The organism is Corynebacterium sp., from assembly GCF_030538285.1.
Lineage (GTDB): Bacteria > Actinomycetota > Actinomycetes > Mycobacteriales > Mycobacteriaceae > Corynebacterium.
The window spans coordinates 93,990-108,494 of sequence record NZ_JAUNUG010000002.1; the positions used below are offsets into that span (position 1 = coordinate 93,990).

Here is a 14,505-nt window from a genome sequence, read left to right on the forward strand (position 1 = left end):
CAGACAATTCTATGGCAGCACGTTGTGTCGCGTGCGTCACTTGCTAAAGTGGTGACATGTCCAGAATCAGCCCCCTGAATTGGCCGGTCATCCGGCAGCTGCGGGACGGTGACCCCTTCGGTCGGGACCGCAACGTGCAGTCGCGGAAGAGCGCTGAGCTCCAGCCCCGTGTCGCAGAGGCAGACCGTGTGGTCAAGAGCGTCTGCCCCTACTGCGCCGTCGGCTGTGGCCAGCTCGTCTACGTCAAGGACGAGAAGGTCATCCAGATCGAGGGCGACCCGGATTCGCCGATCTCCCGCGGCCGACTGTGCCCGAAGGGATCCGCCTCCGAGCAGCTGGTGAACTCCTCCACCCGCGTCACCGAGGTGCTCTACCGCGCCCCGAAGGCGAAGGAGTGGCAGAAGCTCGACCCGGATGAGGCGATGGACATGATCGCCGACCGCTTCCTCGAGGCCCGCCGCAACGGCTGGCAGGACACCGACCCCCAGGGGCGCCCCGTCAACCGCACGATGGGTATCGCCGGGCTTGGTGGCGCGACGCTGGACAATGAGGAGAACTACCTCATCAAGAAGCTGTTCACCGCCGCCGGCGCGATTCAGCTCGAGAACCAGGCGCGCATATGACACTCCGCCACGGTTCCTAGTCTAGGAACCTCGTTCGGCCGCGGCGGCGCGACCCAGCCGCTGCAGGATATGGCGAATGCGGACTGCATCGTCATCCAGGGGTCAAACATGGCTGAGGCTCACCCGGTGGGATTCCAGTGGGTGATGGAGGCGAAGAAGCGTGGAGCCAAGCTCATCCACGTCGATCCGCGCTACACCCGTACCTCCGCTGTGGCGGACCGTCACATCGGCATCCGTGCCGGCAGTGACGTGGTGCTGCTCGGTGCGCTCATCAGCTATGTCATCGAGAACGATCTGTGGTTCAAGGACTATGTCCTGCACTACACGAACGCCTCGACGCTCATCCACGAGGACTTCCAGGACACCGAGGACCTCGACGGACTGTTCTCCGGTTTCGACCCGGAGACCGGGCAGTACGACAACGACACCTGGGCCTACCAGCGTGCCGACGGCTCCCACCGCAACCCGCAGGGGGAGAGTGACCAACAGGAGGAGGAGCACCAGCGCGCCGCCTGGGCGCAGTCGACCGGTTCCGGTGGGCAGCCGCTGGACACGTGGCGGTTCAAGAAGGACGAGACACTCCAGGACCCGAACACCGTGTTCCAGATCCTGCGTCGCCACTACTCCCGATACACCCCGGAGATGGTGGAGGAGACCTGCGGCATCTCCGTCGAGGACTTCCACTACCTCGCCGAGGCGATCACGCAGAACTCCGGCCGCGAGCGCACGACCTGTTTCGCCTACGCGTTGGGGTGGACCCAGCACACCCTGGGCGCGCAATTCATCCGCACCTCCGCGATCCTCCAGCTGCTGCTGGGCAACATGGGTCGCCCCGGCGGCGGAATCATGGCCCTGCGCGGTCACGCATCCATCCAGGGCTGCACCGACATCCCGACGCTGTTCAACCTGCTGCCGGGCTACCTGCCGATGCCGACCGTCGAGGAGCAGTCCTTCGACGACTACCTGTGGACGGTGAGCAACCCGAACCAGGCCGGTTTCTGGCAGAAGGGTGACGCCTACGCCGTCAGCCTGCTCAAGGCCTACTTCGGCGAGCACGCCACGGAGGACAATGACTGGGGCTTCAACTGGATCCCCAAGCTCACCGGCGCGCATTCGACGTACCACACCCTGCAGGCCATGCTCCGCGACGAGGTGGAGGGCTACCTGGTCTTCGGCCAGAACCCGGCCGTCGCCCAGTCGCACGGCCGCCTGCAGCGTCTCGGCCTCTCGCACCTCAAGTGGCTGGTGGTCCGTGATTTCCAGCTCATGGAGACCGCGACGTTCTGGAAGGACTCCCCGGAGGTGCTCTCCGGTGAGCTGAAGACCGAGGACATCGACACCGAGGTCTTCTACCTGCCCGCCGCCAACCACGTGGAGAAGTCCGGTACGTTCACCCAGACGCAGCGCATGCTGCAGTGGCGCTTCCAGGCGAAGCTCCCACCGAACGAAGCCACCAGCGAGCTGAAGTTCTTCTACGACCTCGGCGTGCGCATCCGCGAGAAGATCGCCGATTCCGAGGACCCGCGTGACCTGCCGCTGAAGAACATCACCTGGGACTATCCCGTCGACGAGCACGGCGACCCGGACGCCGAGGCCGTGCTCCAGGAGATCAACGGCTACCACCTCACCGGTGACAACGCCGGCGAGCTGCTGAGCAACTTCACCGAGATGAAGGCTGATGGCTCGACCTCCGGTGGTTGCTGGATCTACACCGGTGTCTTCGCTGACGGTGTCAACCACTCGGCGAAGAAGCGCCCGGGATCGGAGCAGAACGAGCTCGCCATGGACTGGGGCTGGGTGTGGCCGCTCAACCGCCGCATGCTCTACAACCGCGCCTCTGCGGATCCGGATGGAAAGCCTTGGTCGGAGCGCAAGAAGTACGTCTGGTGGGACGAGTCCCAGCAGAAGTGGGTCGGCGACGACGTCCCCGACTTCCCCGTCGGACTGCGCCCGGACCATGTGCCCTCCCCGGACGATGTCGGCCCGGCCGCCCTGTCCGGCACGGACGCCTTCATCATGCAGGCGGACGGCAAGGGCTGGCTCTACGTGCCCAAGGGCATGGTCGACGGGCCGCTGCCCACGCACTACGAGCCGCACGAGTCCCCGGTGGGCAACGCGCTCTACGGGCAGCAGCAGTCGCCGGCGCGTCTGACGTTCCCGGGTGCGGACAACCTCTCGCGTCCGGCGCCGGGAGAGTTCGGTTCCGACGTCTACCCGTTCGCGTTCTCCACCTACCGTCTCACCGAGCACTACACCTCCGGTGCGATGACGCGTGCGCTGCCGTTCCTTGCGGAGCTGCAGCCGGAGCTGTTCTGTGAGGTCTCCCCGGAGCTGGCTGAGCTGCGCGGGCTGGAGAACGGTGGCTGGGCCACACTCATCTCCCCGCGTGGTGTCATCGAGGCGCGCGTGCTGGTCACCGACCGTATGCCGGCGATGGTCATCAACGGGCAGGAGTACCACAACATCGGACTGCCGTTCCACTTCGGCAACGGACCTTACGCGCCGGTCACCGGTGACGGGCCGAACGATCTGCTGGGCATCACGCTCGACCCGAATGTGGCCATTCAGGCCTCCAAGGTCGGTGCGTGTGACATCCGGGCGGGCCGTCGTCCGCGTGGAGCGGAACGAGATGATCTCACCCGCCTCTACCAGGTCCGCGCGGGCCTGACGGCGGCGTCGGGCAACACCAGGGTCTCCGACCCGGAGGAGCTGAGCGAGCTGGAGAAGGAGAACGACAACCGTGAGCACTAACCAGGTGACCGAGTACCCGGCCCACGTCGGTTACGCGCTCGAGGCACGGAAGGCCTTCTTCACCGACACCTCCGTATGCATCGGCTGCAAGGCGTGTGAGGTGGCGTGCAAGGAGTGGAACCGCAACCCGGTCGAGGGTTACGAGCTGTCGGGCAACTCCTACGACAACACCGGTTCCCTCGGCGCGGACACGTGGCGCCACGTCGCGTTCATCGAGCAGGATCACGAGCGCATTGAGCAGGCCCGCGAATCCGGCCGTCAGCTCACCGGGCTGGGTATGCCGACCATCGGCGATCCCTCCCAGCAGAAGAACGAGCACCCGGACACCCCGGATTTCCGCTGGCTGATGTCTTCGGATGTGTGCAAGCACTGCACGAACGCCGGCTGCCTCGACGTGTGCCCGACGGGTGCGTTGTTCCGCACGGAGTTCGGCACGGTCGTCGTGCAGGATGACGTGTGCAACGGGTGCGGCACGTGTGTCGCAGGCTGTCCCTTCGGCGTCATCGAGCGCCGCGCGGACGGCGGCGTGCAGAAGCGCAACAGCCGCGAGGGCGAGGACTTCACCGAAGGCGTGCACGCCCCGACCCGCAACGTCGGCGTCGCCCAGAAGTGCACCCTGTGCTACGACCGCCTCAAGGACGGGTTGGCCCCGGCCTGCCAGAAGGCGTGCCCCACCGAGTCCATCCAGTTCGGTGACCGCGAGGAGATGCTGCGCCGTGCCCATGAGCGCCTGGCCACCCTCCACGCGCAGGGGCGCACCGAGGCGCGCCTCTACGGTGCCAATGATCTCGACGGTGTCGGCGGCACGGGCTCGATCTTCCTGCTTCTCGACGCCCCCGAGGTCTACGGCCTGCCCCCGGATCCCCGGGTGCCCACCGCCGATCTGCCACAGATGGCGAAGACGGCGGCCTTCGCAGCCGCGGGCATGGTGGCGGCCGTCGTCGGTTCCTTCCTGATCGGAGCGCGTGCATGAGCAACCAGTTCGACAACTACCGCGATCCGGTCGAGCCCCGCCGCCGCGGCGGGGGAGGCAAGAAGAAGCGACGTCGTTCCGGCGCGGGAGCCCTCGACGGTTCCCGCGAGGAGCGCATGGTCCCGGACATGCAGTTCGAGTCTTACTACGGTAAGCCCGTGGTCAAGGCCCCGCCGTGGGAGTGGCCGATCGGTGCCTACCTCTTCCTCGGTGGCGTTGCGGGCGGTTCCTCCCTGCTGGGGCTTGGGGCCCAGCTCACCGGGCGGAGGGAGCTGCGCCGTAACGCCCGGCTGGCCACCATCGCGGCTGCTGGCGCCGGTTCACTGGCGCTCATCGAGGACCTCGGACGCCCGGAGCGCCTGCTCAACATGTTCCGCGTGTTCAAGCTCTCCTCGCCGATGAACGTCGGTTCGTGGCTGCTCGCCAGCTTCTCGACGGCCGCCGCCGTCGCCGCCGCCGCGGAAGTCGACGACCTCAGTGGTCGCCGCCTCCCCCTGCCCGAGGCGATCCGCACCGTCACCCATCAGGCCGCCGCCCCGGCGGCGGGTGCCCTGGCCGCGACCCTCGGTGCGCCCCTGGCGGTCTACACCGCGGTGCTCTTCGGCGACACGGCCACCCCGGCGTGGAATGCGGCGAAGTACCACCTGCCGTTCCTCTTCGTCAGCTCCGCCTCGGCCGCTTCCGGTGGCCTGGCGATGATCACCACCCCGGTCGAAGAGGCCGGCCCGGCCCGCGTGCTGGCCGCCACCGGCGCGATCTGCGACGTGGCGGCAACCAAGGCGATGCACTCCCAGCTGGACGAAGTTTCCGTGGAGCCGTACCACCACGGCCCGGCCGGCCGGATGCTCACCTGGGCGGAGCGCCTGGTCATCGCGGGTGGGGTGGGCACGCTGCTCGCCGGCCGTCACCGTGTCGGTGCCGCACTGTCCGGTGCGGCGTTGTTGGCCGGCTCCGCGCTCACCCGTTTCGGTGTGCTCGAGGCTGGCCTGCACTCGGTGACCGACCCGCGTTATGTCGTCGAGCCGCAGAAGGCGCGCCTCGCTCAGCGGCAGGGCGACGGGAACATCACTACCGGACGGTGACCTGACCCGGGTTTCCGGCCGCCGTCTCGCCGATGACCGGGTAGCCCGGGACCTCGCCGATGACGAGCAGGCCGCCGGAGGTCTGCGCGTCGGCCAGCATGATGAGGTCCTCCTCGCTGACGCCCTCGGCGACCAGGTGCGGGCGCACCCAGTCGAGGTTGCGGCGGGAGCCGCCGGAGATGAAACCGTCGCGCAGGGCCTCGTCGGCGCCGTCGACATGGGGGACCGCGGTGTGGTCGATGACCGCCGACACACCGGAGGCGCGCATCATCTTGTACAGGTGGCCGAGCAGGCCGAAGCCGGTGACGTCGGTCGCCGCCTTGACCCCCGCCGCCACCGCCGCGCGGGAGGCGTCCCGGTTGAGGGTGGTCATGGTGTCGATTGCCGCCTGGAACACCTCACCGGTGGACTTGTGCCGGTTGTTGAGCAGGCCGACGCCGATGGGCTTGGTGAGGGTGATGGGCAGGCCGGCCTGCGCGGCGTCGTTACGCATGAGCGTGGCGGGATCGGCGATGCCGGTCGCCGCCATGCCGTACACGGGCTCGGGTCCGTCGATGGAGTGGCCGCCGGTCACCGGGGCGCCGGCCGCGGTGGCCACCTCCATGCCGCCCCGCAGCACCTCGGTGAGCAGCTCGAGGGGGAGGACCTCCCGAGGCCAGGCGACGAGGTTGATGGCGGTGACGGGGCGCCCGCCCATGGCGTAGACGTCCGACAGGGCGTTGGCGGCGGCGATGCGCCCCCAGTCGTAGGCGGAGTTGACCACGGGGGTGAAGAAGTCGGCGGTGGAGATGACGGCGAGGTCGTCGGCGATGCGCACGGCAGCTGCGTCGTCACCGTCGTCGAGCCCGACGAGGACGTTCGGGTCGGTGACACCGGTGAGACCGCGCACGGCCTCCTCCAGCTCCCCGGGGGGAATCTTGCAGGCGCAGCCGCCGCCGGCGGCGAAGCTGGTGAGAGAGATGCCGGTATTCGTGTTCATGCACCCGACTGTAGCGATACACGTCCCACGCGGTAATCTCGTCGTCGGAGGCGTACGTGTCCTGGTGGGCGCCCCGGTCTTCAAAACCGGTGAGGCCGAGTACCTCGGTCTGGCGAGTTCGATTCTCGTCCGTCTCCGCCAGTCGTCTCCTGCGAAAGGACCCGAGGTGGACCCGCGCCGCCGCATCCCGCGTACCGATGACCTGCTGCGGTGCCCCGCAGTGCGGCAGGCCCGCGACCGCCTTGCCGCCCCGGCCATCCGCGCCCACATCAGCGCTGCGCAGCAGGCTGCGCGTGACGGGGACATCGCCCCGGAAGATGTCGAGACACACCTCGCCGGCCTGCTTGCCGACGCCCCCGTCAGCTCCCTCACCCCCGTGCTCAACGCCACCGGTGTCGTCGTCCACACCAACATCGGCCGCGCGCCGCTGTCGGTTGCGGCGACGGGCGCGCTTGTCGACGCTGCCGGTTACGTCGACGTCGAGATGGACCTGGCCACCGGACTGCGTTCCAGTGACCGGGGGGCCGGGGCCCTTTCCGCGCTGGTCGAGGCGTGCCCGGGGGCGGAGGACGCCCTCGTGGTCAACAACGGGGCGGCTGCCCTACTACTGGCCACGACCGCGCTGGCCGCGGGCGGGGAGCTCATCATCAGCCGCGGGGAACTCATCGAGATCGGGGCGGGTTTCCGCCTCCCGGAGCTCATCGAGACCGCCGACGTCCGCCTCCACGAGATCGGGGCGACGAACCGTACGCACCCGGAGGACTACCTTCGGGCCATCGGGGAGGCCACCCGCGCGATCCTCAAGGTCCACCCTTCCAATTTCCGCATCGAGGGATTCACCGCCGAGACCACGGTGGCCGAGCTGCGGGAGATCGCCGACGAGCACGACCTGGCACTCATCGTCGACCTCGGCTCCGGCCTGCTCACCCACGACGGCGCCCTGCCCTCCGAGCCGGATGTCTCCGCCCAGCTGGCGGCGGGAGCCGACGTGGTCATCGCGTCCGGTGACAAGTTGCTCGGCGGCCCGCAGGCCGGCATCCTCCTCGGTCGCGCGGACGTCATTGCCCGGCTGAAGAAGCACCCGCTGGCGCGCGCCGTGCGCATCGACAAACTCCGCCTGGCCGCCCTCGAGGCGACCCTGCGCGGCGGGGAGGTCCCCGTCGTGGAGGCCCTGCACGCCGACCCTGCTGACCTGCGCCGCCGGGCCGAGGCCCTGGCCGCGCGTCTCGACGGCCACGTCACCTGCCGCGTCGTCGCCCACGACGGGCGCGTCGGCGGGGGAGGGGCCCCCGGGGTGCCGCTGCCCGGCTGGGCGGTGGAACTGCCCGAGTCGTTGGCCGCCGCCTTGCGCACCGGCGATCCCGTCGTCCTGCCCCGAGTCCACCAGGGGGCGTGCCTCATCGACCTGCGCTGCGTGCCGGCTGCCGCCGACGACGCCGTCGCGGCCGCGATCCGGCGCGCGATGGAGGGTTAGAGAGAATGCACGTCATCGCCACCGCCGGTCACGTTGACCACGGCAAGTCCACCCTGGTCAAGGCCCTCACCGGCATGGAACCCGACCGCTGGGAGGAGGAGCAGCGCCGCGGGCTGACCATTGACCTGGGTTTCGTGTGGACCAGCCTGCCCTCCGGACGCAACGTCGCCTTCGTCGATGTCCCCGGGCATGAACGCTTCATGGGCAACATGCTCGCCGGGGTCGGGCCGGCGCCGGTCATCTGCTTCATCGTCGCCGCCGACGAGGGCTGGCAGGCCCAGTCCACCGACCACCGCGATGCCGTGCGCGCGCTCGGCATCCGGCACGGGGTCATCGTGCTCACCCGCGCCGACCGGGCGGACGATGCCCGCCGTGCCGAGGTCGCCGCCCGGGTCCGGCACGAGTTTGCCGACACCGGGCTGTCCGACGCCCCCGTCATCACCGTCTCTGCCCGCACCGGTGAGGGCCTCGACGAACTGCGCGCCGCCCTCGACGAGGTGCTCGCCGCCGCCCCGGCCCCGGACCCGGACGCCCGCGTCCGCCTGTGGATCGACCGCTCCTTCACCGTCAAGGGCGCCGGCACCGTGGTCACCGGTACCCTGCCCGCCGGGACCCTCAGCGAGGGCGACCGGCTGCACCTCAACGGCACACGTGAGGTCACCGTCCGCGGTCTGCACAGCGAGAACGAGGCGCACCCGAGCGTCGGCCCCGTCAGCCGCGTCGCCGTCAACCTCCGCGGGGAGAGCACCGGGGACATCCACCGCGGTGACGCCCTGCTCACCCCCGATGCCTGGCCACAGGTGAGCACCCTCGACGTGCGCCGCACCATGGGCACCCCGCTTATCGACGCCCCCGGTGAGGTCATCGTCCACGTCGGCACGGCGGCCGTCGAGGCGGCACTGCGCCCTTTCGGCGACGGCCACGCCCGGCTGACGCTGACCCGGCCGCTGCCGCTCATTCTCGGAGACCGCCTCGTTCTGCGCAGCTCCGGGGCCCGCTCCGTACTGGCCGGCGTACAGGTCATGGACGTCGACCCGCCCGTCCTGCGGCGCCGCGGTGACGGCCGCCGCCGCGCCGAGTCACTGACCACCATGTCCGCCGAGGGGGATCTCAGCACCGAGATCACCCGCCGCGGGGCCCTGCGCCGTCAGGACCTGGTGACCATGGGGTTCGAGGTCCCGGAGCAGCCGCCGAAGGGGGCCGTCGCCCTGCGGGACTGGTGGATCGACGTCCGCCAGCTCGGCCGCTGGCGCGACACCCTCCGCGCCGCTGTCACCAGGCACGCCACGGAGAATCCGCTGGCCGCCGGTTTCAGCCGCGGAGCGGCGCTCAGCGTCCTCACATTGCCCGATGACTCGCTCCTCGGACTCGTCATCGCCTCCGCGAAGCTCGAGCAGGCCGACGGTTTGCTCCGTCTACCTGGAGCAACGGTAGACCTCGGGACGGCGGAGGCGGGGGTGGCCAGCGTCGAGAAGCGTCTTGCCGACGCGCCCTTTAACGCCCCGGAAGCCGATGACCTGCGGGCTTTAGGCCTGGGGTCGAAGGAACTGGCCGCCGCGGAGCGCGCCGGGCGCCTGCTGCGCCTCGATGCCGGCATCATCCTCCGGCCTGACGCCCCCGACGTCGCGCTCGCCCGCCTGCGGGAACTCGAGCAACCGTTCACGACCTCGCAGGCGCGCCGCGCGCTGGACACCACCCGGCGGGTGGCCATCCCGCTGCTTGAACATCTCGACGCCACCGGCCGGACGGTGCGTCTCGACGGCGGACTCCGCCAGATCAGGCGGTGACCTGGTTCCACTCCGCGCGGCGCTGCAGGAAGGCGCGGGCGGCAGCCTGCGCATCCTCCAGAGAGTGGCTTTCGCCCCAGCCGCACTGGATCTCGTTGGCGGCGGGCACCTCGGTGAGCTCGAGCACGTCGGCCAGCGAGCAGGCGATGAGCTCCTCGATCTCCTCCGCCGGGTGATCGCCGACCACCATGAGGTAGAAGCCGGTCTGGCAGCCCATGGGGGAGAAATCCAGGACATAGTCGGCATGGTTGCGGATGGTCTCCGCCACCGAATGCTCCAGCGAGTGGATGCCGGGCATGTCCAGGTGATCCTGGTTGGGCTGGCAGAAACGGATGTCGTACTTGGTGATGACATCCCCGGCCGGCAGGGTCTTGCGGTCCGCCACCCGGATGTAGGGGGCGGCGACGGTGCGGTGGTCAAGGTTGAAGGATTCGACGTTCATCTGCATGGCGGCGATCCTAGTCATTCCTCGGTGGCTCCGGCACGGAAGGTGATGGTGCGCGGTCCGCGGGGGTTGGGTTCGGCGAGGTCCTCGGCGTTCATGGTCACCGCCCACGCGCCCGTTTGCGGCTCCGGTAACGGCTCGGGCTCGGGGAGTGCGGGGGCGGGGAGGGGCTCACCGAGGCCGATGTCGATGAAGGATTTACCGTCGATCACGAACACCCGCACCCCCAGAGGGCCTTCCTCCAGGGGGGCGTACTCGAGGTGGCCGATGATGTCCTCGTCGACGATGACATGGCTGCCCTCGACACGTCCCAGCATCTGCCGGTTGGCGCCACTGAGCGTGGCCGGCAGGCGGGCGCCCTGGGAGAGGATGCGGGTGGCATCAGCGAGCGAGTTCACCGGGATGGCGAGCTCGGGGGCGGGGAGTTCGAGGGTGACGTCGAGAAGCCCGCGTTCCCGGTTGATGCATACCCGGGCCCAGGCCTGCGGCTCATAATGAGCCTGGTGGACCCTGTCGATGGTGGGGAAAACGTCGCGAAGGCTGGCGGGTACCGAACCGATGGTGGCCAGTTCCCAGCGCACGCGCCAGCCGCCGTCCCGGAAATCGGGGATGAGCTGGACCGGGATGAGCGCGCCATGCGGTTCCGACAGTTGGGCGGTGCGCAGGTGGGAGAACAAGATCGCCTGGCTCACATTCTCCACGGGCAGCGAATGGGCGTCCGTGCCCGCCGGAGGACGGGCGAGGGGGTAACGGGGAACGACCATGGCTACAGCCTAGTCGCGCTAGCGTGGGGGACATGCGCATCCCTCCCGCCGGGCTATTTGCCCTCGCCGCCGGAGCCCAAATCTTCCTGGGCCGCTTATCGACGTCCCGTTTCCTCCCCGCCGCGCCCCTCGTAGCGGTCTCCGGTGGGCTGGGTGTGGTGGCGGTGGGGCAGTTTGCGCGGGCGGGCACGACGATGGATCCCGTGCGGCTGGGACGATCCTCGGCGTTGGTCACTGACGGGGTCCTGGGCTACACCCGTAATCCCATGTACCTGGCGTTGGCGGGTGCGTTGACCGCGCATGCGGTGGCCCGCGGCTCGTGGTGGGCGCTGGTGCCCGTGGCAGGGTTCGTCTGGGCCGCCGGGCCCCAGATCGCGGCGGAGGAGGCCGCGTTGCGGCGCCGTTTCGGGGTGGAATACGAGGCCTATGCGCGCCGGGTCCCGCGTTGGATCAGGCTCCGATGATGCCGCAGGCGAGGCGGTCACCGGCATCTCCGGTGCTGGTGGTGTCCTCGTCCACGCCGTCGCTGGCGTAGCGCTCGGGGATGTTGGCGTAGTTGTCCGGGTCGGAGTGGATGATGACGGCGGCGCCGTCCTCGCCCTCAAGGTCTGCCAGGGTGAAGCGGTCGGTGAGGAAGGTCAGTTCCGCGTCGCCGGATTCGGTCACCAGTAGCTGGGGGAGGTCGCCGGCGTGGTCCGGGTGGTCAGCGTCCGTGGGGTTGAGGTGGCCGCCTGCGGAAAGGAAGTCACCGGTGTCTTCCGGGTTGTCCGGGTCGGCGCTGTCGGTTTCGCAGGCGCCGAACTCGTGGATGTGGAAGCCGTAGAAACCAGGCTCCAGACCGGAGAGCTGGGCGCTGACCTCAACACCGCCATCGCGCTCGAGAAATTCGACGGTGCCGATTTCGGCGCCGTCCGCGGTGTTCATGGACGTCGGCACCCCTTCGGTGTCCGGATCCTCGGTAGTGACCGCGGCGGTGCCGTTGGTGGCCTCGTTGGTGGCGTTGTCCTCGGTGGCGCAGGCGCTGGCCGTGAGCAATCCGAGAGCGGCGAGGGTGGCGACGGTGGATCGGCGGATGGTGCGGTAAGGCAAGATTCTCCTTCTCTGGTGGCGTGTGACCCACGATACATATAATAGTGATCGCATGCGTTGCTGGTGAGGTGGCTCCGTGGTTAGTCTCTCGGGCATGGAACTGTGCATCGAACCAGGCGACATCACTACCGTCCGCGCCGACGCGATCGTTAACGCCGCCAACTCCGGTCTGCTCGGCGGTGGGGGTGTGGACGGTGCCATCCACCGGGTCGGTGGCCCCAGTATCCTTTCCGAATGCCGCGAGATCCGCGCCACCTCTTATCCCGATGGCCTGCCTGCCGGGCAGGCCGTTTCCACCGGGGCAGGTGATCTCCTGGCGAGCTGGGTGATCCACACCGTCGGGCCGGTATGGTCCGCTACCGAGGATCGCTCGGCGATCTTGGAGTCCTGTTATCGGGAGTCGTTGCGCGCGGCCCGTGAACTGGGTGCCGCGTCGGTGGCTTTCCCGGCGATTTCGGCCGGCGTCTATGGCTGGCCTCTTGACGACGCCGCCCGCATCGCCGTGAGCACCTGCCGGGACGTCGGTGGTGTGGAGAAGGTGATTTTCGTCCCCTTCGGGCAGGCAGCGGAGCGCGCCTTTTACGATGCCCTGGCAAGTAGTTAGGCAATTGTTATAACCGGCGTGTCCCCAGGTGAGCTGGCGCTTTCCAGTGTCCTGGGCACAGGCGGGTGGTTTCTTTTCGCCCCGACGGCGGGGGTGGTGTGCTTAACGTGAATTTATGTTGACCCGCCTGGCCTCCTCCCTCCGTCTGAAAACAGACCCACCGGTGTACTTCGCCACCGTGGGTGCCGTCCTCGCCTTCGTCGTGCTGACCATCGTCGCCGGCAATTGGGTCGGGGACGTTTTTGGTGCCGCCACCACCTGGATCCTGTCTAACCTGGGCTGGTTCTACATCCTGGGTGTGACGGTGTTCCTGCTCTTCCTTTTCGTCATCGCGATCAGCCGCTATGGGCATGTGCGGTTGGGGGCAGATGATGAACGCCCCGAATACTCCACCCCCGTCTGGTTTGCGATGCTGTTCGCCGCCGGCATCGGCACCATCCTCATGTTCTGGGGTGTGGCGGAACCGATCTCGCATTTCGCCAACCCACCCATGGGGGACGTCTCCCCGGAATCCACCGAGGCCGCCCGCCAGGCCATCGCCATCACCCACTACCACTTCGGGCTGCACACCTGGACGATCTTCGCGCTGCCCGCCCTGTGCTTCGCCTACTTCATCTACAAGCGCAAGATGCCCCCGCGGGTCAGTTCGATCTTCTCCCCGCTGCTCGGGTCGCGGGTGTACGGGCCCATCGGCAAGACCATCGACGTCGTCGCCCTCATCGGCACCATCTTTGGCGTGGCCACCTCGGTCGGTCTGGGAACCATGCAGATCAACGCGGGCCTCAGCGAGCTGTTCGGCCTGACGTACTCGCCCGCTGTCCAGGTGATCATCATCGCCGTGGTCACCACCATCGCCTGTATCTCCGTGGCCGCCGGCCTCGACCGCGGCATCAAGATGTTGTCCAACATCAACATCTGGATGGCCATCGCGCTGCTCATCTTCGTGGTGCTGGCCGGGCCGACCGTCCTGGTGCTCAAGGGCACCATCGAGTCTTTCGGAATCTACCTCTCCCGCCTGCCCGAACTGGCCTTCTGGAATAACGCCACCCCGAACAGCCCGGACAACGCTACCTGGCAGAACACGTGGACCGCCTTCTACTGGGCGTGGACGATCACGTGGTCGCCCTTCGTCGGTATCTTCATCGCGCGCATCAGTCGCGGCCGCACCATCCGTGAATTCGTGGCCGGTGTCCTCGGTCTGCCGGTCACGTTCTCCCTCATCTGGTTCGGGGTGTTCGGAACCTCCTCCTTCCTCATCGAGGAGCAGAGCGGTGGGCTGGTGGAACGCGTCGCCGTCGAAGGCGACATCCCCGGGGCACTGTTCGAGTTCCTGTCGAACTACCCGGCCGCGACATTCATGTCCGGGTTGGGCATCCTCATCGTCGTCGTGTTCTTCACCACCTCCGTCGACTCCGCCGCCATGGTCACCGACATGATCGCCTCCGGCAAGGAACCCGCCTTCGCACCGACCCACCAGAAGGTCACCTGGGCGGTGCTCATGGGCGCGGTCGCCGCCGTGCTGCTCGCCGCCACCGGTGAAGGAGGGCTCTCCGCCCTGCAGCAGATCATCATCGTCATCGGCCTGCCGTTCTTCGTCATGGGCTTCATCATGATGTTCAGCCTCGGTGTGGCCTTGAGAAACGATCTCGGCGATCCCGTGCCCACCGTCACCCGCCAGTGGACCTCCGCCGCGACCGCCGAGGAATGGGAGGAAATGGAGCAGACCCCCTCCCCGGAGCCGATCGGCCCGATCCACCACATCCCCGACGACGAGGGCGAGGCAATCAACCCGGCCGTAGTCGGGGCAGTGCTGGAGGAATACTCCAAACAGCAGGACGGCGAGGGCTACGACGTGACCATCATCGAGGAGACGGAACCACAGCACCACAGCGGCGTCAATAAGTAGCCCCGCATGTGACCCGAACCTCACGTAC

General features: G+C 68.4%; 12 protein-coding genes and 1 tRNA gene. 9 read left to right on the plus strand and 4 right to left on the minus strand.

The features are described from left to right. Positions 1 to 56: 56 nt before the first annotated feature. The 3 genes from fdh to nrfD are packed head-to-tail and all read left to right on the plus strand — an operon-like array spanning position 57 to position 5,429. On the plus strand, positions 57 to 3,374 hold the full coding sequence (fdh, locus tag Q4G50_RS01385; protein ID WP_303375841.1) for a formate dehydrogenase: 3,318 nt from the start codon (positions 57 to 59) through the stop codon (positions 3,372 to 3,374). A gap of 4 nt (positions 3,375 to 3,378) precedes the next feature. Beyond that, a complete protein-coding gene (locus tag Q4G50_RS01390; RefSeq protein ID WP_303375888.1) occupies positions 3,379 to 4,347 on the plus strand; it encodes a 4Fe-4S dicluster domain-containing protein in 969 nt (322 codons plus the stop codon). Next, complete coding sequence (gene nrfD, locus Q4G50_RS01395; RefSeq protein ID WP_303375842.1) at positions 4,344 to 5,429, plus strand: NrfD/PsrC family molybdoenzyme membrane anchor subunit; 1,086 nt, start codon at positions 4,344 to 4,346, stop codon at positions 5,427 to 5,429. Before Q4G50_RS01390 ends, nrfD begins: the two co-directional genes overlap by 4 nt. On the opposite strand, the gene selD is transcribed toward nrfD, so the two are convergent. Next, on the minus strand, positions 5,416 to 6,408 hold the full coding sequence (gene selD, locus Q4G50_RS01400) for a selenide, water dikinase SelD (protein ID WP_303375843.1): 993 nt from the start codon (positions 6,406 to 6,408) through the stop codon (positions 5,416 to 5,418). The genes nrfD and selD overlap by 14 nt on opposite strands. A 46-nt stretch (positions 6,409 to 6,454) precedes the next feature. Here selD and Q4G50_RS01405 point away from each other — a divergent pair. From Q4G50_RS01405 to selB, 3 genes are all read left to right on the plus strand, one after another. Next, positions 6,455 to 6,549: transfer RNA gene (locus Q4G50_RS01405), tRNA-Sec, on the plus strand. Positions 6,550 to 6,574: 25 nt separating this feature from the next. After that, positions 6,575 to 7,882: an L-seryl-tRNA(Sec) selenium transferase gene (gene selA / locus Q4G50_RS01410; RefSeq protein WP_303375844.1), complete on the plus strand. Its 1,308-nt coding sequence runs from the start codon at positions 6,575 to 6,577 to the stop codon at positions 7,880 to 7,882. A 5-nt stretch (positions 7,883 to 7,887) separates the two neighbouring features. Next, positions 7,888 to 9,669: a selenocysteine-specific translation elongation factor gene (gene selB / locus Q4G50_RS01415; protein ID WP_303375845.1), complete on the plus strand. Its 1,782-nt coding sequence runs from the start codon at positions 7,888 to 7,890 to the stop codon at positions 9,667 to 9,669. Here selB and Q4G50_RS01420 read toward each other — a convergent pair. Continuing rightward, a complete protein-coding gene (locus tag Q4G50_RS01420; RefSeq protein ID WP_303375846.1) occupies positions 9,659 to 10,117 on the minus strand; it encodes an S-ribosylhomocysteine lyase in 459 nt (152 codons plus the stop codon). The genes selB and Q4G50_RS01420 overlap by 11 nt on opposite strands. A gap of 14 nt (positions 10,118 to 10,131) precedes the next feature. Beyond that, positions 10,132 to 10,878 carry a hypothetical protein gene (locus tag Q4G50_RS01425; RefSeq protein WP_303375847.1) on the minus strand — a complete coding sequence of 249 codons (747 nt, stop codon included), beginning with the start codon at positions 10,876 to 10,878 and terminating at the stop codon, positions 10,132 to 10,134. A gap of 32 nt (positions 10,879 to 10,910) precedes the next feature. Here Q4G50_RS01425 and Q4G50_RS01430 point away from each other — a divergent pair, with 32 nt between their 5' ends. Beyond that, the gene (locus Q4G50_RS01430; RefSeq protein ID WP_303375848.1) at positions 10,911 to 11,342 is read left to right on the plus strand and encodes an isoprenylcysteine carboxylmethyltransferase family protein; all 432 of its coding nucleotides are present in this window, start codon (positions 10,911 to 10,913) and stop codon (positions 11,340 to 11,342) included. Here Q4G50_RS01430 and Q4G50_RS01435 read toward each other — a convergent pair. Then, positions 11,329 to 11,967: a superoxide dismutase family protein gene (locus Q4G50_RS01435; RefSeq protein ID WP_303375849.1), complete on the minus strand. Its 639-nt coding sequence runs from the start codon at positions 11,965 to 11,967 to the stop codon at positions 11,329 to 11,331. The two genes, Q4G50_RS01430 and Q4G50_RS01435, sit on opposite strands and share 14 nt — an antisense overlap. A 94-nt stretch (positions 11,968 to 12,061) precedes the next feature. On the opposite strand from Q4G50_RS01435, the gene Q4G50_RS01440 reads away from it, so the two are divergent. Together Q4G50_RS01440 and Q4G50_RS01445 are read left to right on the plus strand one after the other, a co-directional pair. Further along, a complete protein-coding gene (locus Q4G50_RS01440; protein ID WP_303375850.1) occupies positions 12,062 to 12,571 on the plus strand; it encodes an O-acetyl-ADP-ribose deacetylase in 510 nt (169 codons plus the stop codon). A 115-nt stretch (positions 12,572 to 12,686) separates the two neighbouring features. Continuing rightward, positions 12,687 to 14,477, plus strand: a complete 1,791-nt coding sequence (locus Q4G50_RS01445; RefSeq protein ID WP_303375851.1) for a BCCT family transporter — start codon at positions 12,687 to 12,689, stop codon at positions 14,475 to 14,477. Positions 14,478 to 14,505 lie beyond the last annotated feature (28 nt).